The sequence below is a fragment of the Niastella koreensis GR20-10 genome, from assembly GCF_000246855.1.
In the GTDB taxonomy this organism is placed as follows: Bacteria; Bacteroidota; Bacteroidia; order Chitinophagales; family Chitinophagaceae; genus Niastella; species Niastella koreensis.
In genome coordinates this window covers 906,084-930,950 of sequence record NC_016609.1, presented here as the reverse complement: position 1 = coordinate 930,950, position 24,867 = coordinate 906,084, and the positions used below count along the sequence as shown (strand labels likewise).

The following is a 24,867-nucleotide window of genomic DNA, read 5'->3' as shown; positions in this document are numbered from 1 at the left end:
CCATTGTAGCATATTGGCACGCTTTTTTAGTAATAGTGGCCATTAAACAAAACAGCGTTGTTTAAATAAATTGGTTTATTATGGAGATTATTAATAATACCATAATCACCCATTAACAAAAATGAATCAGGCAAATATTTTATTTCAAACCATTAAATAGTCTATATATGAACACATTCACTGCCCGGGTTGAATTACATAGTGCGAACCCTGCCGATTACACAAACTTATATACTGAAATGCAGAAAGAATCGCTGTTGGCGGCCGGGCCAAAAGCAGATAGCGGTAACGTGGAATTTAAAAGCAAGGACAAATCATCCATAAACGAAGTTATAGATGCTGTGGCGCGTGCTGCAGCGAAAACAGGTAAGAAGTTTTCATTTACTGTAATGAAAGATAAGAATCTTGATAAACTGGAGAGCAGGGTAAAATATCACTTACAGCATTCATAATAATTTGTGCAATACCAATCGAAAGTCAAAGAGTTGACCAGTTAACAAGTTAACCGGTCAACTCTTATTTTTGTCTGTTCACTAGTCCCAATAATAAGTTTTGCTATACCTAATTTATAAAATTCCCACCTTGTTAACCAGGGTATAAACACGGTTTTTCCAACAATCGAAGTTTACGAAAAGGGTTTCGTTACTATATGACAGGCGTTTTGGCCGAAAGTAAAAAATTGGTTTTATCTTGTTTCCGTAACCAATTGGCTTGATAACCAGTTACTAAACTATGGTAAAACAAATACGAACACCCAGGACAGGCTTTATACTGTGGTTCCTGGTAACGATGCTGCCCGTAACGCTTGCCGCCCAATTAAACCCTAAAGCTTCTTACGGCTTAATTAAACGGGTTGTTCCCCGCTATGCCACCTCATTTATTGTGGAAGATCTCCCTGCCGAAAACGGAAAAGACGTGTTTGAAGTGGAAAACCGCGGCAAAAGCATTGTGCTTCGTGGCAACAATGGCACGTCCATCGCCTGCGCCCTGTATCATTATCTTACCGAATATTGTCATTGCCAGATCACCTGGAACGGCACCAATCTGCAGCTACCCGCTTCCCTGCCTGTAGTGAAAGAAAAGATACACAAGGTTACCCCCTATACTTATCGCTACTATCTCAACTATTGCACCTTCAATTACAGCATGAGCTGGTGGGACTGGGAGCGCTGGCAAAAAGAAATTGACTGGATGGCCCTGCATGGCATCAATATGCCGCTGGCCATTACCGGCGAAGAATATACCTGGTACGAAGTATATAAAGAAATGGGCTTTACCGATGAAGAGTTGAAAAACTTCTTTTGCGGCCCGGCCTATTTTGGCTGGTTCTGGATGGGCAACCTAGATGCCTGGGGTGGCCCATTGCCATTGAGCTGGATGAAAAGCCATAAAGCCCTGCAGGAAAAAATATTGCAACGCGAAAGAGAACTGGGCATGAAACCGGTACTGCCTGCCTTTACCGGGCACGTTCCGCCCGCATTCAAAAAGAAATACCCGAACGCCAAACTAAAGGCCACCAACTGGACAAATGGTTTTGCCGATACCTACATTCTTGATTCACAGGACCCGTTGTTTGCTGAGATGGGGAAACGTTTTTTGCAAAAACAAACCAGCCTGTTTGGGACCGATCACCTGTACTCGGCAGATACGTTCAATGAAAACGAACCACCCTCTGATGATCCGGCTTTTCTTTCAGCACTCAGCGCCCGTATTTATGAGGGCATGAAACAGGCCGATACTGCAGCTACCTGGGTAATGCAGGGCTGGCTGTTTTATAGTGACCGTAAATTCTGGAAGGCGCCACAGATTGAAGCGCTGTTGAAAGCAGTGCCGGATAATAAAATGATCCTGCTCGATCTGGCGGCAGAGATTGAACCGGTTTGGAAACGTACCGATGCGTTTTATGGCAAACCGTGGATCTGGAATATGCTGCACAACTTCGGAGGCAATGTAAATCTCTTTGGCCGCATGGATGGGGTAGCCACACAACCGGCGGAAACCCTGAACGATAAAGCATCGGGCAAACTGTGGGGCATTGGGTTAACTATGGAAGCCATTGAACAAAACCCGGTAATGTATGAACTGATGACCAGGCATACCTGGCAAACCACTCCTGTTGACCTGGATGCCTGGATTCCCCAATATGTACTGAACCGCTACCGCACCAATAACACCAACCTGGTAGATGCCTGGCAAATACTCAGGAAAACGGTTTATAATGGCGCAGTAATTCGCGACGGCGCCGAATCTATCATTACCGGCCGCCCTACTTTTGATTCCACTACCGTTTGGACACGCACCAAACTCAATTACGCCCCTCACGAGCTGTTGCCTGCCTGGGACCTGTTTGTACAGGCTGCCGGCAAGGGCGTCAATAGCGACGGGTTTCAATATGACCTGGTTGATGTTACCCGGCAGGTGCTGGCTAACTATGCTGCGCCATTACAAAAAAAATGGGTGACTGCATTTAACGCAAAAGACAGTGCGGCCTTCAACAAATACAGCAAAGCTTTTTTACAACTCATCAGTGATATGGACCTGCTGCTGGCCAGCCGGAAAGATTTCATGCTGGGTCCCTGGTTATCTGCTGCCCGCAGCAATGGCACAACGCCTGCTGAAAAAGCTTTATACGAACAAAACGCCCGGGATCTAATCACCCTCTGGGGCGACGCCAACAGCCCATTGCATGAATACTCGAACCGGCAATGGAGCGGGTTGCTGAATGATTTCTACAAACCCCGCTGGCAGCAGTTCTTTACCTTATTGCAACAATCCTTACGCACCGGTTCAACACCGGATCTGAAACAATTTGAGGAAAATATTCGCAGCTGGGAATGGAAATGGGTAAATACGCAGAAAGCATATCCTGTTGTCCCTTCAGGCAATAGTGTTCAGGTGGCGCAAATGCTTTATAAGAAATACAGGAATATTGAATATTGAACTCCGAATGTTGAACATTCAACATTTAATTAAAGGTATATAAAACGCCCGGCAGCCATCTGCCAAACTGATAGCTGGGCGCAAAGGACAACGTATTCTTCTTTTTAGCCGCAGCCTGTTCCGACTTCAGTTTTGCATACCGGTGATAGTTATTCACTACCTGCCGGCCTATAAGGTGACCTATTATACCACCTATAAGCACATCAGAGGCCCAGTGTTTGTTTTCTGTTATGCGGCTTAAACCAATAACAGACGCGGCACCGTAAGAAAGAATTTTAATTGCAGGCTGGTCGCTGTATTCCATGGCATATACGGTTGCGGCAGCAAAAGCCAGCGTAGTATGTCCCGATGGAAATGAAGTGTAGGAGTAATTGTCGGGTTTGTTGCCGTACGCGTCTTTTTTAAATTGATAAAACGGTCCATGCCAGAGCGATTTATTTGAATTAATTTCCGGGTTGTAATTATATGGCCGTTGCCTTCCCGATAGAAACTTAAGTGCTTCAAAGATCACGGCTGAGGAAATATAAGCCTGGGTGGCTAATAACGTAGTGGTCTTTATCTTTTCATTCTTAAAAAGAAAACCATAGGTACCCAGAGCAGCCAGCGTATATACCTCATACGGGCCGCCAAAGCGCGTGACGTATTTACTGGTGTTCACCAATGTTGGACTTTCCCTGCGCCACGTTACGGCCGTACTGTTAATGGGCTTATCTAACAGTAATACCCCGGCGGTAATTCCTAATACAGCGGCCGTTCTGTACCAGTCACGTGGTTTGGCATGAAACGGCTCGGTAACCTGTTGTTTGATGTCATCGCCCAGCAAGGTGAAGTAAACAGGAAACGTGATCTTTGTTTTCTGATTGTAGAACTCCCGCCTGATGCTGTCTTTATTGCCTCTTTTTAATGCTGGCGGCAGCTTGTTTAAACTATCCAGTTTCTTTGGTAATGAATCGTTCTGCGCCAATGCTGTAAAGGGTAATAGCATCAGCCAGAAGATCGCATATCGTAGCTTCTGTCCCATGTTGAAAGACATTTTTTATCTATCTACGTCAAATATGTATGTTGCTTTCAGGCTATACATTAAAATATTATGCCATTCCAACATACTGCTTGCTACTGAATTAAATACTTAAATCTGAAGAGTTTTTGAAGCTTGCTGCGGGTAGATTATTTCTTTCCCCAATTCCAGCGGATGGAGACATTTATTACCCGCCCGTCGATGGGCGCCCATAAAGGTTTAAACGTTGGATCGGTGATGGTTCCGGTATAAAGTGCTTCGTGTCTGCTTTGGCGGTAATCGAGCAGATTTTCGCAATTGGCCACCAGGCTAACCTTTTTACCAAACTTTCTTTCCAGCATAAGTGCCGTAAACATATAACCTGGTGTTTTTGTATCGCCGTCACGGTACTGTGTACCTGTATAAGAGCCTTCCAGTCCAATCCGCCAGGTGCCTTCTATTTCATATACGGCAACAAATGCAAAACGGTTGCGGGGGGTGAGCGGCATAAACTGGTTCTCTTTTAAATATTTTCTTTCTGCAATGGTATAGGTATAACCCGCGTACAATTCCCAGTCCTCCAGTTTTAATTGCACATAGGTATCAGTACCGCGGGTGAGTATATGGCTGCCGGCATTGCTGAATGATACCGGACCTGCAGCTTCTTCCGTTGCAATCACCGGGTTATTGATCCGGGTTAAAAAGAAGGCGTGGTTGATGAATAAAGAACCTTCATCGCCCAATTGCTTTTTATAATTGATCTCCAGATTGTAACCTATCGACTTTTCAGCCTGGATACCGGGCGGTAATGACTGGAGATCCTGGATAGGATAATCAACGGTTTGCACCGCCAGCGGGTTGGGCGCTTTATAACCAAAGCCTACGCCCATTCTGGTAGCCCACTCCTCATTAAACCGGTGAAATAATGCCACCCTTGGCAATACAAAATTGCCATAATGATTGTGATGATCGGCCCTGAGCCCGGCTTCCAGGATCGTATTTACAGGTAAATTAAATGTGCCCTGTGCAAACGCACCAACAGTATTATTGCTGAAATCGGTCAATGCCACCGGATCGGAAGGCAGTATGTTGAAGCGGTCACCGGTTGCATTTATTCCACCTACAAAACTGTATTTTTCTTTTGGAACCAATATCGAAGCTTCGGTATAATAATTTAACTGGTTGCCTTTAAAATGGTGAATGCTGGTAGTGATCTCCCGGTCAAATGAGCTTGTACTGGCTTTCAACTGCAGCCTGTTGCCACCACTTATTGTACGCTCAACCAGCAGATCACCGGTATGCCGGTCAGTTTTGTTCTTCTCAAAAAATTGATGCAGGGCATCTCCTTTTTCTTTTATCACCTGCATATCACCTCCATTGCGGGTTTCAAAAGTACCGGTATAACCCAACGCAATAGTTGTTTTGCTATCGGGGTAAAAAAAGAACCGGGGATGTATTACCACTGCATCTGTTTTAGGCACGTCGGAGAGACCATCATCGTTAACATCAACAGCCTTTTGGTGCGTGATGCCACCGAAAAAGTTATAGCCCACCTTTTTATTTCGTTTTGCCACATACGCATTGAAATTACTTTCCTTCAAAGTGCTCTGGTTAAGCGTAAACATGCCTTCCTGGTCAAAACCGGGTCGTTTAGAGATCAGGTTGATAAGACCGCCAATGGCTCCCCCTCCATATAAGGTAGAAGCCGACCCCTTAATAAGCTCTACCTGCTTCAGATCGAGCGGTGGAATTTGCATAATGCCAAAGCCACCACTAAAACCGTCAAAGAGCGGCATTCCGTCACGCAGTATTTGTGTATAGCGGCCATCCAAACCCTGGATACGTACATTTGAATTTCCTGACACCGGAGAGGATTGTTGAATTTGAATCCCGCTTACATCTCCCAGGATACTGGCAATGTTACCGGGTTTGATAGCATTCTCTTCGTCCATCTCTTCCTTTCCCAGCACTTCTACCTTCAGTGGAGAATTTTCTATCCGCTGGTTATTACGGGTACTGGCCAATACAGTTACTTCTTCCATTTCTTTATGAGCAGCTGTTAAAAACACTTCATGCCAGCTGGTATCAGGTAAAGTAATGGTGAGTAGTTGGGTTTCATACCCTACCGATGAAAACTGAATGGTATGTTTGCCTGCCGACAGATCATTTATCACTGCCTGTCCATTATCATTGGTAACAATTCCTTTACCACTGGTTGGAGTAACCGATACGCCGGGCAATGCCTGAGCGGTTGTTTTATCCTTAACAGTTACCCTGAAAATTTCCTGGGCAGAAGCAGCCAGTGTGCATACCAGGCATACAATAAATAACATCCAGTTTTTCATGCGCTAATTTTATAACCAGTCATCTAATACCGGATGCAACCTAGTCCCTGATTCTGTCAGGATTTTGAAGCATTATAAAGTAATGGAAAAGACATGTAATCCCTGCTGGTAATCATATTGTAATGTATAGCCGGTTACCGCACATACCTGTTTTACGATGGAGAGGCCCAGTCCGTTCCCATCTGCTTTTGTATTGGGATGGCGATAAAAACGCTGGCTCACTTTTTCCTTTTCCAGTGCAGGTAAAAGTGAAGTATTGGAAATGATCAATTGTTGAGGGGTCAGTTCTATTTTAATAATGCCCCCTTCTTTATTATAGCGGATGGCATTGTTCAGCAGGTTGTTTACAATAACCTCAGCCAGGTGATGGTTGCAGGAAATGTGCACCGGCGTTAGCCGGGTATCCAGTGTGATCCTTTTTGAAGCCAGCAGCTCCGATAACTCGTCAGTCTTTTGAAGAATTATTTTATCCAGGTCGATCTTTTCCTGGAGGGAAAATTGTCCATTTTCGATCCGGGCCAGCAGCAGCAGGTCGTGGTTGAGGCGGGTTAACCGGTTTACCGACTGGCCAATGGTTTGAATGGATTTATCATGATGCTGCAATACATACTCGTCCTGCATCAATGCTTCCGTATTTGTTCTGATTACCGCCAGCGGGGTTTGCATTTCATGGGCCGCATTGGCGCTGAATTCTTTTACCACCTGGTAATCCTGTTGCGCGCGGTCCGTCATGCTGATGAGTTGATGGTTCAACAGGTCAAACTCGCTAACGCCGGTAGCCGGTAATTGAAGGGCCTGCTGTTTGGCCAGCTGGTATTGTTCTACTTCTTCTACCGTTTTGTAAAAAGGCCTCCACAGGCGTTTTATCACCATGCGGTTAACCACATAACCTGCCAGCAGGATAAGCGCAATCATGCCGGCGCCAACCATTATAACCAACTGCAGCATGTCTTCCGTTTCTACCTGCGACTTGGTTATTATTACATGGTAATTTTTATCCCCCACCTTAATGTCGAAAGCCAGTTTCCGCATCCATTCCATTTCGCCGTTATCCTCTTTGTCCTTACCCTTTTCACTATAATAAATTGTTTCCGGCTTCAGCTCATTAGTAACTGCAAAGGTGATCTGCTGGTTATAGGCATTTACTACCTCCGGCAGTTTATTATGCATTTGCACATAGGAGATGATCTCTGTTTGTTCCGTATGCAGGGATGCATCCAGTTGTTTGAGCAACACCGCACGCAATACAAAATAAAATGCCACACTGCCTACCACAAACACAACGATGGAAGCAGTTATATTAATGCGGTTATATCGGCTGAACAGTTTCATTTAATGGAAAATTTATAACCCATTCCATATACACTGTGGATATAATCCCCGGCGCCATACTGCAGTAATTTTTTGCGCAGGTTCTTTACATGGGTGTAAATAAAATCAAGGTTCTCCGCCAGGTCCGCGTCATCGCCCCACAGGTGGCTGGCAATAGCGTCTTTCGACAGGACGCGGTTCTTGTTCACGAGAAAATACAGGAGTAATTCATATTCCTTACGGGTGAGACTTATTTCCGTACCCTGCACTTTTACGGTTTTTGCCTGCACATCTACTTCCAGTTCTTCAAAGCGGATGAGGGTATTGCCCTGTAGATTCTTACGGCGGATGATGGCGGCAATGCGGGCGCTTAGTTCCGGCAGGTGAAAGGGTTTGGTAAGGTAATCATCAGCCCCCAGCTGTAAACCGGTTAATTTATCATCCAGCTCATTGCGCGCCGAAATAATGATCACCCCATCGCTTTTTTGATTGGCCTTTAATTGACGCAGCAGTTCCAGCCCGCTGCCGCCGGGCAGCATAATATCCAGCACAATACAATCATACTGGTAAATCTCCGTTTTTTCCAGGGCGTCGTGAAAGTTACTGACTGACTCGCACAGGTACTGTTGGTGATGCAGATAATCTACCATGGCCTTGTTCAACGATGGTTCATCCTCAATAATCAGTACTTTCATATTGGTAATTTATACAAAGTAAGATACCAAAACTGAAGAAATTTCGCGTAATTCGGTGGCAATCTTCAGGATTCCTTCAAAATTCAGCATTCATTTACAATCTTTTAATAGCTATGATCCAAAAATCCAGATATTCTGTCTTATTCCACTTCATCCTGTTCTTCCTGGTTATTTCCTTTATTACAAGAACCGTTTTACTGGCGTGGTCGTTTCATAAAGCCGACCCCGGTATTCTATCCTGTTTGCGCATGTTTGGACAGGGGTTGATCTTTGACACCATAGTAGCCCTGTGTTTCTGCGCCGTATATGCTATCTATTTATTGGTGTTGCCCCAACGCTGGAATACATCCAGGGTTAATAAGATAATTACCTGCGCCGGCTTTTTTCTTACTGTACTTATTATCATGTTCTCCTTCTTTGCCGAATTTGCGTTTTGGGATGAATTTGAAAGCCGGTTCAATTTTATTGCGGTAGACTACCTGGTATACACATTTGAGGTTATTAATAATATCAACCAGTCGTACCCACTGCCCTGGCTGATCAGTGGCATGTTGTTGCTGACGGGACTGGTATTATTTATTTTTTATAAGAGAAGGTACTTTCAACAAAGCTTTAAATCTGATACCCCTTTTCCAGCACGGCTTTTATTGACGGGCATAGTTCTGATGGGCGCGGCCCTGGGTGTACTTTTCATCCCCAATTCCTGGGCGGATGGGCCGCATAACCGGTATCAGAATGAATTGTCGAAAGCTGGGGTCTATTCTTTCTTTTCCGCTTTCAGGAACAATGAATTGAACTATTATGATTTTTATGCAAAGGAACCGGAAGCAAGCGCTTTTTCCTTAATACGTTCAGACCTGCAGGAGCCTAATACTTCATTCACGGAAAACGGCTATTCCATCCGGCGGCAGATCGCCGATACCGGTGCAGTGCAAAAGCCTAATGTGATAATGGTAACCATCGAAAGTTTCAGTGCCGATTTTATGGAACATTTTGGCAATACCAACCACATTACACCTGTGCTGGATGCCCTGGCAGATTCAGCCATCCTGTTCTCAAATATGTATGCAACCGGTACGCGTACCGTGCGCGGGATGGAAGCATTAACCTTATGTGTTCCGCCCACTCCCGGTAACAGTATTGTGCGGCGAAGCGATAACCAGGGTTTGTTTACCGTTGGCAGCATCTTTAAAAAAGCTGGTTATTCGCGGTCATTCTTTTATGGTGGCGATGGATATTTTGATAATATGAATAACTTCTTTGGCAGTAATGGATTTGACATCATAGATAAAGGTGGCAGGTTTGAACCGGGCGATCATTTCACCGGGGCGCGAAGTATCATCGATGATAAATACATTCATTTTGCCAATGCCTGGGGCATTTGCGATGAAGACCTGTACGACGCAGTTATCAGGGAGGCGGATGAGCGTTATGCCAAACAACAGCCCTTTTTTGATTTTGTAATGACTACCAGCAATCACCGGCCTTTTACGTATCCCGATAAAAAGATCGATATCCCTTCCGGCTCCGGCCGGGATGGCGCAGTTAAGTATACTGATTATGCCATTGGGGAATTGCTGAAAAAAGTACGCACCAAACCCTGGTTCAATAATACGGTGTTCATTTTTGTGGCCGACCATTGCGCCAGCAGCGCTGGTAAAAATGAGATCAATGTATCAAAATACCATATTCCCTGCATCATTTATAATTTGAAAGGCGATGCCAATCACGTCATCGATAAACAATGTTCGCAGATAGACATGTTTGCCACTTTATTCGGCTTAATGAACTGGCAATACGAATCAAACTGGTATGGAAAGAATGTGTTGTTGCCCACCTTTCAACCCAGGGCTTATATTGCTACCTATCAGAAACTGGGTTATCTGCAACACGACAGTCTGGTAATTGCCAGTCCGCAACAACAGGTTGTCACCAACCTTTGGAATGCCAAAACAGACGAACAGCATGCCATTAAGAATGATTCAACACTGAGTAAAAAGACAATTGCTGCTTATCAAACAGCTTATTATTTGTTTAAGCATGGGGGAATGAAAGAATAAGTTATTGAGTTATTGAGTTGAAACTCGTGATTATTCCTAAACTCAAGAACTTAATAACCTACAAACCTAAGACCCTATTAACCTAAGAACTTAAGAACCTAATAACTAACAAACTAAATAACTTATAAACTACGAACTATCCCTAACTCCAATCCTCTCAATTCAGCTAAACCTCTTAAGCGGCCAATAGCGCTGTAACCGGGATAAGTTGTTTTCTGAAGGTCATCCAGCATCTGGTGGCCATGATCGGGACGCATGGGTAAGGATACTTTTCTTTTTTGCATCACCAGCACCAGTTCTTTTATCACCGCATACATGTCCACATCGCCGGTGAGGTGATCGGCTTCAAAGAAGTTGCCGGCGCCATCTCTTTTTGTACTGCGCAGGTGTACAAAATGAATATGATCGCCATAGCGTTGTACAATACCAGGCAAATCATTGTCTTTTCGAACGCCCAGCGAACCTGTACAATAACACAACCCGTTTGCTTTGGATGGTACCGCCTGCAACAGATCCTTTATATCCTGTTCGGTACTCATAATGCGGGGCAATCCCAATACCGGGTATGGTGGATCATCAGGGTGAATGGCCATTTTCAAACCACACTCCTCCACCACCGGCATTACCTGTTGCAGGAAATAAAATAAGTGCGCTTTTAATTTTTGTGCATCTATGTGGTGATAGGTAGTGAGGGCAGCCAGCACCTGCTCCTTCGTAAAAGGTTCATCACTGCCTGGCAGGCCTAACAGGGCATTGCGATACAGCGTTTCTTTTTTCTGGGGTGTTATGCTGTCGAGATAGTTCCTGGCCGCGCTGAGCTCTTCCTTTGTATATTCTTTTTTGGCGCCGGGTCTTTCCAGCATAAACACATCAAAGGCAATAAAGGCCAGCCTTTCAAAGAACAGGGCCTTACTGCCATCGGGCATTTCATAGTTAATATCCGTTCTAACCCAATCGAGGATGGGCATAAAATTATAGGTGATAACCTGCAAACCGCAGGCAGCTACGTTACGCAGACTCTCCTTATAGTTTTGAATGTACAGCTGGTAATTACCGCTTTGCTTTTTAATGTCTTCATGCACCGGCAAACTCTCAATAACAGTCCAGGTCATTCCGGCCGCTTCGATCATCGCCTTTCGTTTATTGACCTCGTCTATAGTCCATACATCGCCCACGGGAATATGGTGCAGGGCGGTTACCACACCGGTACATCCTGCCTGCCTGATATGTTGTAATGGAACGGGATCGTTTGGCCCGAACCAGCGCATTGTATACTCCATACAATAATCTTATTTCTAAACTTGCTTTATGAATTATAGTTCCATTTGTGAATAATGATTCAGTTATTAGGTTCGTGGGTTATTAAGTTCGATGAACCTAATAACCTAAGAACTTAATAACCTAAGAACTTACCAATTGTCTGTTCTAAATGGAGACGCAGGTAAATTCTCCTTATTATACAAATTAGCTCCTTCCGGGTTATCAGCCCAGGCATACCGAACGGCAACGGGTTGCGGCACCTGGTCGCTCCATACTATTACTTTGTTTCCTTCTATGGTGGCATTGGCCCATACAAACTTTTTATCGGCGCCTGCGATGGCGAAGTATTTGAGTTCCCTGCCGTCTTTGGCCATCAGGCCACTGCCGGTGCCGGTAAACTGCAGCGTAATTTTGTTGCCCTGCACTTTCATGCCCTGGTATAACGGACCGGAATACACTACTTTTTGATCGCCATATGCCTGTTTTTCTGCCCACAGTGCCAGCCGCTTACCAACATCTTCTTTATTCAGCGGATGAATATCATTCCACTCGCCTATATCGCTGATCACTGCCATGCCGGTGTTGGGCAAAGATAAAGTCTTCAACTGGGCTTCTCTAGTCATGGCCCAGCCACTTTCACCGGGCTGATCTTTCGTTTCCATATAATTGGCCAGTTGCACAAACAGGAAGGGGAAATTGCCTTCGTGCCATTGCTGGCGCCAGGTGTTTATCACTGCCGGAAATAATGTCCGGTACTCAACTGCCCGTCCTGCATTGGATTCGCCCTGGTACCAGATAACGCCTTTTATTCTATAGGGCAACATAGGCGATACCATGGCTTTGTATAAACCCGTTGGCATATATTGAAAAAAGGTGGCCGATGGTAAGGGAGGCGCTGTAGTACCCGGCTTAAACTGCCAGTCGCCTTTAAGGTCGATGGTTTCCTCCCCTACAGTTATTTTATAGGGTTTGTCAGTAATAAATCCACCCCGACCCGCATTATTAATTACACGCACTACTATGGTGTTCTTTCCCGGTTGTAACATCCCCGCCGGCAATTCGTATCTTCTGGGCGGATACTGATACCCAATAGTACCGGCGAAACGGCCATTTACAAAAACGGAATCCTGGTCAACAATTCTTCCTAATAACAACTTTGCGGGTTTGCCGGTCATGGAGGCTGGCACCTCGATATCTTTTCTAAACCAAACCACGCCATTCACCCCTTTCAATCCGTGTTCATCCCAAAAGCCAGGCACCGGCATGGTTTTCCAATCGGATGTATTCACCCCGGGATCGTACCAGGGTTTGGTATCGTGTAACCCTTGATCCTGTTGCCAGATGGTTTGATACCAGTCATTCCGAACCTGCTGATCCCGGGCGCGAATACTGTCCATGTAACCTGCGCGCTTGTACTTCAGCGCCATTTCCAGGTGTTGCGGAAAAGCTTTGAGGGCATCTTCGTTCAACCAGGCTTCGGCAGGTGAACCGCCCACACTGGCTTTTATTAAACCAATGGGTACCTGGTATTTTTCGTATAATGCTTTGGCAAAGAAATAGCCTACTGCGGTGAATTGTAATACAGTCTGCGGATCGGCCAGTTGCCAGTTCCCAGAATCATAGTCTTTACGTGCCCGCTGAAAATCATAGGTAGTAGCTACATTAAACTGCCTGATGTTCGGATTGGCAGCTTGCGCAATCACAGTGGGATACTTTTCTTTTACCCGTTCCATCGGCAGCTCCATGTTCGACTGGCCGCTACAAACCCATACATCGCCAATTACAATGTTTTTTATTACAACCTGGTTTGAACCGTTGATCTGCATATCAAACGGCCCGCCGGCTTTTAGTGCAGGCAGCACTACCGACCAGGTACTATCTGCGCCGGTGGTGGCAGCATAGGTTTTATCCTTAAAACGAATGTTAACTTTTTCACCAACCGCCGCCCAGCCCCAGATAGTCAACTTCGTATCCCGTTGCAACACCATATTATCGCTGATGAGACGGGGGAGTTTTACTTCACAAAACACAGTTGTACTTAACAGAATAGTAGTAAATAAGGAAAGCAATCGGTACATAGTTATTCAGTTCGTTAGTTATTAAGTTCTTAAGTTATTGGGTTCTTAGTTCTTTGTTCTTAGTTTTTTGTCTCCGGCACCAGAATACCTGTTAGGCAGCGTTGCGTCGCACACTTGTACGTCCGGTTCACTACTCAACCTGTTTTCGCGTTCAGCCTTAAGCCTTAAGCGTTCAGCGGCCTTTGTCTCAAATAAAAAGTCCGACGGATGCGCAAACCCATTCAATGCAACATCCTGTCGAACTTTCCATCTTTACTGTGACTTTATTTTAGGACCCTTAACCAGGTCTTCCATCATTTTTATCAACATGGCAATCAATTGATAAACAATTCGTGACACTAATTTAGCCAGAAAAATGAGACAATGTAACCGATTACATTGTTTTTTTTAAAATAATTTTATTCTACCTTTATTATCATATATGTAAGCGATTGTATGGCAAAACCCAAAGAAATAACAATTTACGACCTTGCCCGTAAGTTGAATGTCTCAATAGCTACGGTAAGCCGGGCGCTCAAAGACGACCCCGTCGTTAGCAAAAAGACCAAGAAGAAGATCTTCGACCTGGCCGAAGAAATGGGCTACCGGTATAACCATTTCGCCCGCAATCTGCGGGAACAGCGTACCTATACCATAGGCGTAATCGTTCCGCGGCTCAACAGTTATTTTATGAGCACGGTGATCGCCGGTATTGAAAGTGTGGCCAATAATGAAGGGTATACGCTTATCATCAGCCAGTCGTCTGAATCGGCAGGCAAAGAGGTCGACAGCGCCAAAACCATGTTCAATAACCGGGTTGATGGCCTGCTGGTATCCCTCGCTTACGAAACCGATGACCTTGCCCATTTTGACCAGTTCATAAAAAAGGACGTTCCCCTCATATTTTTCGATCGCGTGGCCGAGCATCCTGATTGTACCTGTGTACTGATCGATAACCGCAGAGGCGCTTACGAATCAACCAGTCATTTAATTGCCCAGGGTTGCAAACGCATTGTTCATATTACCGCCACGCCAAAACGTAATGTGTATGCTGACAGGCTGGCCGGGTACAAACAGGCGCTGGCCGATCATCAGCTGGCTTTTGATGAAAAATATATCCTTATCAATAACCTGAGCCAGGAAGACGGGGCCCAGGCAGCTGCAGCTATTCTGCAAATGAACCCGTTGCCCGATGCCATTTTTGCCGCAAACGATAACTGTGCCGTAGGCTGTATGGTGGCTTTAAAAAAGGCAGGCATCCGCATTCCGCAGGACATCGCTTTTGCAGGCTTTAACAACGACCCGGTGTCAACCGTGGTTGAACCTAACTTAACTACTATTAATTATCCCGGTTATAAAATGGGTGAAATGGCAGCCGCCAGTTTAATCAATCACTTAAATGGCGTGAACAGCATCGACGCTACCAATACCATTTTATTACGCTCAGAACTGATAATAAGAGCTTCATCATTGAAGACAAGTTCGGATAGCGAGTAGCTGCAAGCCGCAAGCTGTAAGCTGCAAGCAATACACTGCTGCACGGCAACCTGGAACCTGAAACTCAGAACTAAGAATACCATATGAAAAAATGGCTCCTAATTTTATTCGTTATTCTCATCTATAATTCCGTATCTGCGGAAGATGGCTATCGTTTGTGGTTACGGTATAATACGATCGATAACCCTGCTTTATTACAGCAATACCGGCAACAGATCACCAGCATCAATTGCCCGGTTGATGACGGGAAACTGGTTGCTGCCAACCAGGAATTACAAACCGGCCTGTCTGGTTTATTGGGTAAAAAGGTGCCGGCACAACCTGCTATTATTAATGGCGCCGTACTGCTGGGTCTGCCTGAACGTTCCCCTGTTATTCGTAAGCTGGTAGCAGACAGCGCCCTGGCGCACCTGGGAGATGAAGGTTTTATTATCCGTACAGTGATGTATGAGGGCAAGAACATAACACTTATCACGGCTAATAAAGAAGCAGGGATTTTATACGGGGTCTTTCATTTTTTACGGTTGATGCAAACCCAGCAACCCATCCGGCAGCTTTCGATAACCAGTGCACCTAAAATAAAAATCCGGTTACTGAATCATTGGGACAACCTGAACCGTACTGTAGAACGTGGCTATGCAGGTTCTTCTATCTGGGACTGGCAACGGTTGCCGGGTTATATCGACCAACGATATATTGATTATGCGCGGGCGAATGCTTCTATCGGTATCAATGGCACGGTGCTTACCAATGTAAACGCCAATGCCATTATCCTAACGGATGAGTGGTTGCAAAAGATAGCAGCCCTGGCCAATGCATTTCGTCCATACAATATAAAAGTTTATCTCACCGCCCGCTTCAGCGCACCAGTGGAGATCGGTAAATTAAAAACGGCCGATCCCTTAAACGAGGAAGTAAGAAAATGGTGGAAAGATAAAACCGACGAGATCTATAAATACATCCCTGACTTTGGCGGCTTCCTGGTGAAAGCCAATTCAGAAGGACAACCAGGTCCGCAGAATTACAATCGCACCCATGCTGATGGCGCCAACATGCTGGCCGATGCAGTTGCGCCACATGGCGGTATTATAATGTGGCGCGCATTTGTATACAGCAATGAAACGCCTGAAGACAGGTTCAAGCAGGCGTATAACGACTTTAAACCCCTGGACGGACAATTCAGAAAAAACGTATTGGTGCAGGTAAAGAATGGCCCTATAGATTTTCAACCGCGCGAGCCTTTTCATCCGTTGTTTGGCGCTATGCCGCAAACCCCGCTGATGATGGAATACCAGCTCACGCAGGAATACCTGGGCTTTGCCACCCACCTGGTGTACATGGCGCCGTTGTTTAAAGAAGTGCTGGATGCCGATACCCATGCAAAAAACAATAGTACGGTAGCGCAGATAGTAGATGGCACCACTGATGGCCATACCCTCAGCGGCATGGCAGGCGTATCGAATATCGGCAGCGACATCAACTGGACGGGTCATCCCTTTGGCCAGGCCAACTGGTATACACTGGGACGGCTGGCCTGGGACAATACCTTAACTTCGGCGCAAATTGCCAATGAGTGGCTGCGGCAAACCTTTACCAATAAATCTGCATTTGTTGATACCGTGCAAAAGCTCATGCTGGCCTCGCGGGAAATAATGGTAAACTATATGACACCATTGGGCCTTCACCATATTATGGGTTATGGACATCATTATGGTCCAGCCCCCTGGTACAACAAAGCGCCCCGTGCCGACTGGAACCCGGTATATTTTCATAAAGCCGACTCCATTGGTATCGGTTTCAATCGTACTGCCACCGGCAGTAATGCCCTCGCGCAATACCAGCCGGCCGTACGGCAGCAATTTGAAGAGCTGGCTACCTGTCCGGAAGCGTTTTTATTATGGTTTCACCACGTGCCCTGGGATTATAAAATGCATTCCGGAAAAACCCTGTGGGAAACGTTGTGCGATAAATATTACAGTGGCGTTGATTCCGTACGCTGGATACAACGCAGCTGGAACGGGATGAAAAATTATATCGATGCCGAACGGTTCAGCGAGGTAAAACAACTGCTTGCCATCCAGGAGCAGGAAGCCGTATGGTGGCGCAACGCCTGCTTACTGTATTTTCAAACCTTTTCCAATAAACCTATTCCGGCCAGATACGAAAAACCAGACCATACATTGGCTTATTATGAAGGGCTGGAATTTCCTTATGCACCTCATTAGAAGAAATGTTGAATGTCGAATGTTGAAGTGGAGAAAACGGGTTAAAGTTAAAAGGTTAAAGGCCAAAGCTAAAACCGGAATTGTATTTGCTTGCAGCTTGCGGCTTACAGCCTGCAGCCGTTTCACGTTTCACGATTGCCGGATAACAGTAAAAAGTTACAATTAAAGATAAATACAGTAGAAATGAATCAAACAGTAGCGATCGTAACCGGAGGTGGTTCTGGCATTGGCCTGGCCATTACAGAGAAATTTGTGCAGCACAATATCACTACGGTCATTGTAGGCCGTGATCAGGAAAAACTGCACCAGGCCAAACAAAAGCTGGGCGCCCTCTGCGTACCCATGGTGGCCGACCTCAGCGATCTGGAAGCTATCCCCGCCCTGGTAAAACAGGTAATTACGCAATTCGGACATATTGATATCCTGGTAAACAATGCCGGTATCAACATGAAAAAAGACTTTACCGAAGTAACCAATGAAGATTTTCTGAAAGTAATACAAACCAATTTAGTAGCGGTATTTGCCTTAACGCGTGAAGTAGTAAAAACCATGTTGCCGCATAAAAAAGGCAGCATTATCAATATCAGCTCCATGGCGGCCCAATATGGCATTCCTAAAGTAATCGCCTATTCAGCTTCTAAAACGGCTATAGAAGGCATGACGCGGGCTATGGCCACAGAACTCTCGCCTCAGGGTATCCGCACCAATTGCATTGCACCTGGTTTTATTGCCACCGACATGACGTCTAAAGCATTTAATGCAGATGCTGAACGAAAAAGCAAAGCCCTCGGCCGCACTCCCATGGGCGTTATGGGCCATCCCGGCGATATTGGCGATGCCGCCCTGTTCCTGGCCACCGATTCATCACGCTACATCACCGGCGTGGTATTACCGGTTGATGGTGGTAACTCAATTGGTTTTTAGTAATTCAGATAAATATTATTGACCCGGGTTGCAATTGTTCAATTGCAACCCGGATTACAATGACTGCCCCGCCCAACGTTTTACTTCTTCATATGAAAAAGATCCTGCTGATACTACTTGCCTGTCTGTATACGGTTTGCCTGCTTGCACAGCAAACCATCTTTACTAAAAATCAAACCGGTGCTTTCCCCATCGTTGCCGGCCTGCCCCGACTTGTCGGGGGTAAAAAAGCGCCCCCCATATATGTAAGCGCCAATGATCACTGGCTGGTGCAAAAAGCAGCTGCCCTGCTGCAAACCGATATAGAGAAGATCACCGGTGTAAAACCCGACACGTCACATGCCATTCCACAATCAACCAGTATCATCATCGGTTCGCTCGATCAGTCAGCCCTCATCAACCAACTGGTTCAAACAAAAAAATTACGCGTAGACAGCATAAAAGGCAAATGGGAGGCTTTTCAGTTACAGGTTATCCGCAAACCATGGCCGGGGGTTGAGCAGGCCCTGGTGATCGCAGGCAGCGACAGACGCGGTACTGCGTACGGGGTGTTCGAATTATCCAAACAACTGGGTATATCGCCCTGGTACTGGTGGGCCGATGTGCCGGTGAAAACCAGTCCTGAATTATGGTATAACAGTTCCGTTAAACAGTTTCAATCGCCCGGGGTAACCTACCGGGGCATTTTCCTCAACGATGAAGCGCCGGCTTTATCTCAATGGAGCAAAGCCACCTTTGGCGGCTTCAATCATTTATTCTACGAGAAAGTGTTTGAGCTGTTGCTTCGTTGTAAGGCAAACTATCTGTGGCCGGCTATGTGGGGCAATGCTTTTTATGACGATGACACCCTGAACCCGGTAGTAGCCGACCAATACGGTATTGTAATTGGCACCAGTCACCACGAACCTATGTTACGGGCACATGACGAATGGCGGCGGTATGGAACCGGTAAATGGAACTACGATAGCAATGAAATGCAATTAAAAAAGTTCTGGGAGGAAGGCATTCGCCGCAAACGGAATTATGAAAGCATTGTTTCTGTAGGCATGCGGGGCGATGGCGATATGCCCATGAGTCAATCAAGCAATATTGCCTTATTAGAAAGAATTGTTACCGATCAACGTAAGATCATTGCCAATGTAACCGGCAAAGATGCTACCGCCACTCCGCAATTGTGGGCGTTGTATAAAGAAGTGCAGGACTATTACGACAAAGGCATGCGGGTACCTGATGACATCACCCTGTTATTGTGTGACGACAATTGGGGCAATATCCGCAAACTGCCCAAATGGAATGCACCCGGGCGTGCCGGTGGTTATGGCATCTATTACCATTTTGATTATGTGGGCGGCCCGCGTAATTACAAATGGATCAACACCAATACCATTGCCCGCACCTGGGAACAAATGCACCTGGCGTATGAATATGGAGTGAACCGCATCTGGATCGTGAACGTAGGCGATCTGAAACCTATGGAATTGCCCATCTCCTTCTTTTTGGATTATGCCTGGGCGCCTTCACAATATCAAACCGACCAGGTTCGTGCATACACCGCAGATTGGGCCAGCCAGCAATTTGGCAACGAAAGAGCCAGTCTCATTGGGCCCCTGCTCTCCAGATACACGCAATACAACAGCCGTCGAAAACCCGAGTTGTTATCGCCTGACACCTATAGCCAGGTAAATTACCAGGAGGCAGACAATGTAGTTTATCAATACAGGAAACTTGCCGCCCAGGCCGATTCTATTGGCCGGTTACTGCCTGCCAGTTACCAGGATGCATATTATCAACTGGTGTTGTTTCCAATAAAGGCCAGCGCCAATTTGAATGCTATGTATGCAGCCGCCGGTAAAAACTATTTGTATGCCAAACAAGGCCGGGCTGCCACCAATGACCTGGCCGACAGCGTTCGTAAATTATACCTTAATGATTCCCAGCTTACCATTCAATACAACAAGGTATTGGCAAACGGGAAATGGGATCACATGATGGACCAAACCCATATCGGGTACACGTACTGGCAACAACCTCCCGTTAACAAAATGCCCGAAGTAAAAACCATTACGCCCCAGGGACAGGCCAGCATGGGCGTTTCCATTGAAGGTTCCGAAGCGGTTTGGCCCAATGATTCAGTTACAGCTACCTTACCGGCTTTAAATAATTATACGTCTCCCGGCTTACAATACATCGATCTGTTCAACCGCGGCACCACGCCATTTACGTATTCTATAGAAACAAACAGCTGGTTGCTTTTTTCTGCTAAGAGCGGACAGATAACAAAAGAAGAACGGATCTCCTTCTTTGTGGAATGGTCGTCCGTGCCAATAGGAAAACACCGGGTTCCCATCACCATCACCGGCCCGGACAATAACAAAGTAACCGTGTACGCCGTCCTGGAAAAACTGGAAATACCCGGCAGGAACTTTAATACAGCAGCGGAATGCAATGGCTATATTTCAATGGAAGCCAATCAATATGCAAAAAGCATCGATGAAAGAAATACTCAATGGAAACACATTCAATACATAGGAAGAACAAGTGATGGCGTCACCATTTTTCCAACCTCGCCGCGCTCATTTAGTTTTAAACCAACCACTGCGCATCTTGAGTATGATCTGTATACTACCGATTCGGGTGCTACAAAAGTAATGGTCTATTGCTCTCCTACCCTGCCATTCAACGAATCAACCGGGTTGCGCTATGCAATTTCCTTTGATAACGAAACACCACAGATCATCAACCTGCATGCAGATAATTCCGAAAAGGCCTGGGCACAATCGGTAAGTGATAATATCCGCATCAGTCCTTCCACACATAATTTATCAAAAGCAGGAAGGCATACCCTGAATATCTGGGCTGTTGATCCTGGTATTGTGTTACAGAAAATTGTTATCGACTGGGGCGGAGTAAAACAAAGCTACCTGGGACCACCTGCGTTTGACGCCCCGGGATGCCTTAAAAACTTCTAACAAAATTGAGAACCTGGCATATGAAAAAGATAATGCTTATCTGTATTACAGTATTTCTTTCGACAACGCTATTTGCACAGGAGATAAAAGGCCTCAAAGATTATTACGCCAGTTACTTTCCGGTTGGCGTAGCAGTTAGCCTGCGTTCATTGAGTGGTCCTGATGCACAGCTGATCGTTCAACAATTCAACAGCATTACGCCGGAGAACGATATGAAGATGGGGCCCATTCACCCGGAGGAGAACCGGTATAACTGGGCCCGGGCCGATTCCATTGTAAACTTTGCACAACGCCATGGTATGAAGGTACGCGGGCATTGCCTGTGCTGGCACGAACAAACACCCGGCTGGTTGTTTAAAGATGCTGCCGGCAATACCGTTACCAAAGAAGTCTTATTACAACGGTTAAAAGACCATATTACCACAGTAGTGAACCGGTACAAAGGCAAGGTATACGCCTGGGATGTGGTGAACGAAGCGGTAGCTGACGACAGCAGTCACATTTATCGCAACTCACTCTGGTACCAGATCTGCGGAGAAGATTTCATAGCCAAAGCCTTTGAATATGCCCACGCAGCCGATCCCAATGCTGTTCTTTTTTATAATGACTATAATACTGAACGGCCGCAAAAAACAGAACGCGTTTACCAGCTGCTGAAAAAACTGGTGGATGCCAAAGTACCGGTAATGGGGGTGGGACTGCAGGCGCACTGGTCAATTTACGAACCAACAGAAAAGGAGTTGCGCAGCACCATTGAAAAGCTGTCTTCCCTGGGCCTGAAGATCCAGTTCACCGAGCTCGACATCTCTGTTTACCCCTGGGAAAAGAACCGCCGCGCCAAACAGGCTGATGATAACGACGCCTTTACGCCTGAACGTGAACAACAACAGCTGGAACAATACAAAAAGGTGTTCAGTATTTTCAGGGAATATAAAAATGTAATCACCGGTGTTACCTGCTGGGGCATTTCAGACCGGAATACCTGGCTCGATGAATACCCGGTAGCCGGCCGTAAAAACTATCCCATGTTGTTTGATAGGAATGGACAACCGAAGAAGGCCTTTAATGCAGTGGTTTCATTTTGACGAAAAGTTGTACCTTATAGTAAATAATCTCTTATGAAAGGATTGTTTGCCTATCTATTACTATTGCCTGCCATATGTATGGCAGCAGCACCTGTAAACAACATTCGTGACGAACACAAAACGCTCGCCATTGGCTCTAAAGCACCTGATTTTAAGTTACCAGGTATAGATGGCAAAACCTATACGCTGGCGAACTTTAAAAATGCCCAGGTACTGGTAATCGTATTTACCTGTAACCATTGCCCTACAGCGCAGGCTTATGAGGACAGGATCATTCAACTTACCAAAGACTACAGCGCCAAAAACGTAGCGGTGGTGGCCATTATGCCCAACGATCCCAAATCGGTACGGTTAGATGAGCTGGGATATACCGATATGAGCGACCACTTTGATGAAATGAAGCTGAGGGCCAAACAAAAACATTTCAACTTTCCTTATTTGTACGATGGTGAAACGCAGGCTACCGCCAAAACCTACGGGCCGGTGGCCACACCGCATGTGTTTATATTCGACAAATCACGCATGCTTCGCTACCAGGGCCGGATAGACAATGTAGAAAAGCCAACCAAAACACCCACCGAATTCAATACACGCGACGCCATAGATGCCCTGTTGCAAGGAAAACCCGTAGCCGTTGAAACCACCAAGGTCTTTGGCTGCTCTATAAAATGGGCAGAAAAAACATCGCTGGTAAAACAGGGGTTTGAAGAATGGGCCAAAGAACCGGTATCGGTTAATACCATCGATGAAGCCGGACTAAAAGACTTAATAAAGAACAACACTGACAAACTACGATTGATCAATATCTGGGCAACCTGGTGCGGCCCCTGTGTTACCGAATTCCCCGAATTCATTTCCATCAACCGCATGTTCAGACGGCGCGATTTTGAGTTCATCAGCATCAGCGCCGACGATCCCACCAGGCAGGAAAAAGTATTGAAATTCCTGCAGCAGCAACAGGCCTCCAATACCAATTACCTGTTTGCTATCGATGATAAATACAAACTGATTGAATCCATCGATCCCAACTGGCAGGGCGCCCTCCCCTATACCCTCCTGGTTGAACCCGGCGGAAAGATCGTTTATGGCAAACAGGGACCCATCGATGCAGCGGAGATAAAGAAGCTGATTGTAGATAATAAGCTCATTGGACGATATTATTAGTGAGTTGTCAGTAGTCACTTCTCCCATTACTATAAACAGTAACTTATAATCACCTAACCTCACCACTACTACAATATAACGTTTACCACCAACTGACATACATATTACTATAATGTCAAATTCGGACATTTGCTATTTGACAACTTGAAAGAGAAGGTTATTTTCGTTTCAATCAAATACCTTTTAAGACCCGTTCCTATGAAAGTAGTTCAAGCCCTCAACCTGCTTTTAGCAGCTATGTGCCTATATACCAGCACAGCTGCGCAATGTACCGGCAATTGCCCAACAGGCAGTTTAGCCGTACCCAACAGTTCAACCACTTTAGCTGCCGGTTCTACCTATTGCATTTCATCCACCATCAATTTAAGCGCCAATACATATACTATCAGCGGTACGCTTGTTATTCAGGCTGGTACTGTTACGCTGGGTAGCATCAACCTTGACAAGACCGGCGTAATCCTGGTAAAGAATACTGCAAGGCTTAATATAACCGGGGTAGTAACCGGCAACGCCACCGCTCCGGTCTCCACCATCGACAACCTGATCATCTGCAATGGAGGTTTGGTAAATATTATCGGTTCCTTCTCACAGGGACAGATAAATATTGCCGTTAATGATTTTGGGGCTATGCTGGTTACCGGCGCCTGGACAGCCGGCGCAACCGCCTCTACTGTGAAAATGGGGAAGAGTTCCGTAATCGAGCTGTGTTCTTCCTTCAACCTGAATAAAGACGGGTTCTTTACCGAAACCAGCACCGATGTATCTTATCTGGTAGTTCATGCCCCCATGATCCAGAGTGTTGTCAATGGATGGCTGTCATCAAAACAGGCGGCTTCTAAAATAAAATGGACGGCAGATGTACCGGCAGCCTTTGTGTCTCATCCTGCGGCCTATTCCTGTGTGGCTTGCGGCAATTATAACCTGGCGCCAACAGGCACCACTTCCGCCTGCGGATCAGCGGCTAATGCTTTGTATAACCAGGTGCTCTCCTATCCTGATAATAAGCCGGCCGTTCGCCCGGATGGTGCTAACACCGATAAGGTGGCTATCTATCCAAATCCCGCTAACAAATACCTGTACCTGCAATTACCAGTCAAACACACCTATACCCGTTTGTCGGTATTTACAGAGGCCGGGCAATTGGTCTATCAGTCCACTATACAAGCAGGCAGCACCCCGGCAAAATATAACCTGCCTGTGCAAATGAAACATGGTTTATACTTTGTGAGGCTTACCGGAAATAACAACTCATTGACGCTACGATTAGCAAAAGAGTAATAAAACAAGAAGACCTGCCAGGCAAATGCCGGCAGGTCGTTCATTGTTAAGATGGCGCAA

At 45.8% G+C, this 24,867-nt stretch carries 16 protein-coding genes; 10 read left to right on the top strand and 6 right to left on the bottom strand.

Translation table 11 applies throughout. The features are described 5' to 3' along the window. The first annotated feature begins 167 nt into the window (after window positions 1–167). Both NIAKO_RS03715 and NIAKO_RS03710 read left to right on the top strand, forming a co-directional pair. On the top strand, window positions 168–452 hold the full coding sequence (locus NIAKO_RS03715; RefSeq protein ID WP_014217057.1) for a hypothetical protein: 285 nt from the start codon (window positions 168–170) through the stop codon (window positions 450–452). A gap of 280 nt (window positions 453–732) precedes the next feature. Next, on the top strand, window positions 733–2,940 hold the full coding sequence (locus tag NIAKO_RS03710) for an alpha-N-acetylglucosaminidase (RefSeq protein WP_014217056.1): 2,208 nt from the start codon (window positions 733–735) through the stop codon (window positions 2,938–2,940). 25 nt (window positions 2,941–2,965) lie between these two features. On the opposite strand, the gene NIAKO_RS03705 is transcribed toward NIAKO_RS03710, so the two are convergent. The 4 genes from NIAKO_RS03705 to NIAKO_RS03690 all read right to left on the bottom strand — a co-directional run bounded on the left by NIAKO_RS03705 (window position 2,966) and on the right by NIAKO_RS03690 (window position 8,288). Then, window positions 2,966–3,961, bottom strand: a complete 996-nt coding sequence (locus NIAKO_RS03705; RefSeq protein WP_014217055.1) for a phosphatase PAP2 family protein — start codon at window positions 3,959–3,961, stop codon at window positions 2,966–2,968. Window positions 3,962–4,107: 146 nt separating this feature from the next. Then, window positions 4,108–6,282, bottom strand: a complete 2,175-nt coding sequence (locus NIAKO_RS03700) for a TonB-dependent receptor (RefSeq protein ID WP_014217054.1) — start codon at window positions 6,280–6,282, stop codon at window positions 4,108–4,110. 72 nt (window positions 6,283–6,354) lie between these two features. Next, a complete protein-coding gene (locus tag NIAKO_RS03695) occupies window positions 6,355–7,614 on the bottom strand; it encodes a sensor histidine kinase (protein ID WP_014217053.1) in 1,260 nt (419 codons plus the stop codon). After that, a complete protein-coding gene (locus NIAKO_RS03690) occupies window positions 7,611–8,288 on the bottom strand; it encodes a response regulator transcription factor (RefSeq protein ID WP_014217052.1) in 678 nt (225 codons plus the stop codon). The genes NIAKO_RS03695 and NIAKO_RS03690 overlap by 4 nt, the downstream gene beginning before the upstream one ends. Window positions 8,289–8,401: 113 nt before the next feature. Between NIAKO_RS03690 and NIAKO_RS03685 the strand changes: the two genes are divergently transcribed. Beyond that, window positions 8,402–10,348, top strand: a complete 1,947-nt coding sequence (locus NIAKO_RS03685) for an LTA synthase family protein (protein ID WP_014217051.1) — start codon at window positions 8,402–8,404, stop codon at window positions 10,346–10,348. A gap of 122 nt (window positions 10,349–10,470) precedes the next feature. Here the strand turns inward: NIAKO_RS03685 and uxuA are convergent, their stop codons facing one another. Both uxuA and NIAKO_RS03675 read right to left on the bottom strand, forming a co-directional pair. Continuing rightward, window positions 10,471–11,628: a mannonate dehydratase gene (gene uxuA, locus NIAKO_RS03680; protein ID WP_014217050.1), complete on the bottom strand. Its 1,158-nt coding sequence runs from the start codon at window positions 11,626–11,628 to the stop codon at window positions 10,471–10,473. 129 nt (window positions 11,629–11,757) lie between these two features. Continuing rightward, entirely contained in the window at window positions 11,758–13,686 is a 1,929-nt protein-coding gene (locus NIAKO_RS03675) for a sialate O-acetylesterase (protein WP_014217049.1), read from the bottom strand. A gap of 435 nt (window positions 13,687–14,121) precedes the next feature. Between NIAKO_RS03675 and NIAKO_RS03670 the strand changes: the two genes are divergently transcribed. From NIAKO_RS03670 to NIAKO_RS03640, 7 genes are all read left to right on the top strand, one after another. Beyond that, complete coding sequence (locus NIAKO_RS03670; protein ID WP_014217048.1) at window positions 14,122–15,162, top strand: LacI family DNA-binding transcriptional regulator; 1,041 nt, start codon at window positions 14,122–14,124, stop codon at window positions 15,160–15,162. 83 nt (window positions 15,163–15,245) lie between these two features. Continuing rightward, window positions 15,246–17,387: an alpha-glucuronidase family glycosyl hydrolase gene (locus NIAKO_RS03665; RefSeq protein ID WP_014217047.1), complete on the top strand. Its 2,142-nt coding sequence runs from the start codon at window positions 15,246–15,248 to the stop codon at window positions 17,385–17,387. A gap of 183 nt (window positions 17,388–17,570) precedes the next feature. Further along, window positions 17,571–18,311: an SDR family NAD(P)-dependent oxidoreductase gene (locus NIAKO_RS03660; protein ID WP_014217046.1), complete on the top strand. Its 741-nt coding sequence runs from the start codon at window positions 17,571–17,573 to the stop codon at window positions 18,309–18,311. 92 nt (window positions 18,312–18,403) lie between these two features. Next, window positions 18,404–21,280 carry a glycosyl hydrolase 115 family protein gene (locus NIAKO_RS03655; protein ID WP_107685772.1) on the top strand — a complete coding sequence of 959 codons (2,877 nt, stop codon included), beginning with the start codon at window positions 18,404–18,406 and terminating at the stop codon, window positions 21,278–21,280. A gap of 20 nt (window positions 21,281–21,300) precedes the next feature. Next, entirely contained in the window at window positions 21,301–22,365 is a 1,065-nt protein-coding gene (locus NIAKO_RS03650) for an endo-1,4-beta-xylanase (protein ID WP_107685758.1), read from the top strand. Window positions 22,366–22,398: 33 nt separating this feature from the next. Continuing rightward, window positions 22,399–23,529, top strand: a complete 1,131-nt coding sequence (locus NIAKO_RS03645; RefSeq protein WP_014217043.1) for a redoxin domain-containing protein — start codon at window positions 22,399–22,401, stop codon at window positions 23,527–23,529. Between the two features lie 198 nt (window positions 23,530–23,727). Then, entirely contained in the window at window positions 23,728–24,807 is a 1,080-nt protein-coding gene (locus NIAKO_RS03640) for a T9SS type A sorting domain-containing protein (protein WP_014217042.1), read from the top strand. Window positions 24,808–24,867 lie beyond the last annotated feature (60 nt).

Bases quoted from the DNA above. Each gene is read 5' to 3' on its own strand.
- NIAKO_RS03640 (WP_014217042.1), top strand. From the start codon at position 23,728: ATGAAAGTAGTTCAAGCCCTCAACCTGCTTTTAGCAGCTATGTGCCTA.
- NIAKO_RS03650 (WP_107685758.1), top strand. From the start codon at position 21,301: ATGAAAAAGATAATGCTTATCTGTATTACAGTATTTCTTTCGACAACG.
- uxuA (WP_014217050.1), bottom strand. From the start codon at position 11,628: ATGGAGTATACAATGCGCTGGTTCGGGCCAAACGATCCCGTTCCATTA.
- NIAKO_RS03700 (WP_014217054.1), bottom strand. From the start codon at position 6,282: ATGAAAAACTGGATGTTATTTATTGTATGCCTGGTATGCACACTGGCT.
- NIAKO_RS03670 (WP_014217048.1), top strand. From the start codon at position 14,122: ATGGCAAAACCCAAAGAAATAACAATTTACGACCTTGCCCGTAAGTTG.
- NIAKO_RS03665 (WP_014217047.1), top strand. From the start codon at position 15,246: ATGAAAAAATGGCTCCTAATTTTATTCGTTATTCTCATCTATAATTCC.
- NIAKO_RS03695 (WP_014217053.1), bottom strand. From the start codon at position 7,614: ATGAAACTGTTCAGCCGATATAACCGCATTAATATAACTGCTTCCATC.
- NIAKO_RS03655 (WP_107685772.1), top strand. From the start codon at position 18,404: ATGAAAAAGATCCTGCTGATACTACTTGCCTGTCTGTATACGGTTTGC.
- NIAKO_RS03690 (WP_014217052.1), bottom strand. From the start codon at position 8,288: ATGAAAGTACTGATTATTGAGGATGAACCATCGTTGAACAAGGCCATG.
- NIAKO_RS03645 (WP_014217043.1), top strand. From the start codon at position 22,399: ATGAAAGGATTGTTTGCCTATCTATTACTATTGCCTGCCATATGTATG.
- NIAKO_RS03705 (WP_014217055.1), bottom strand. From the start codon at position 3,961: ATGGGACAGAAGCTACGATATGCGATCTTCTGGCTGATGCTATTACCC.
- NIAKO_RS03685 (WP_014217051.1), top strand. From the start codon at position 8,402: ATGATCCAAAAATCCAGATATTCTGTCTTATTCCACTTCATCCTGTTC.
- NIAKO_RS03660 (WP_014217046.1), top strand. From the start codon at position 17,571: ATGAATCAAACAGTAGCGATCGTAACCGGAGGTGGTTCTGGCATTGGC.
- NIAKO_RS03715 (WP_014217057.1), top strand. From the start codon at position 168: ATGAACACATTCACTGCCCGGGTTGAATTACATAGTGCGAACCCTGCC.
- NIAKO_RS03710 (WP_014217056.1), top strand. From the start codon at position 733: ATGGTAAAACAAATACGAACACCCAGGACAGGCTTTATACTGTGGTTC.
- NIAKO_RS03675 (WP_014217049.1), bottom strand. From the start codon at position 13,686: ATGTACCGATTGCTTTCCTTATTTACTACTATTCTGTTAAGTACAACT.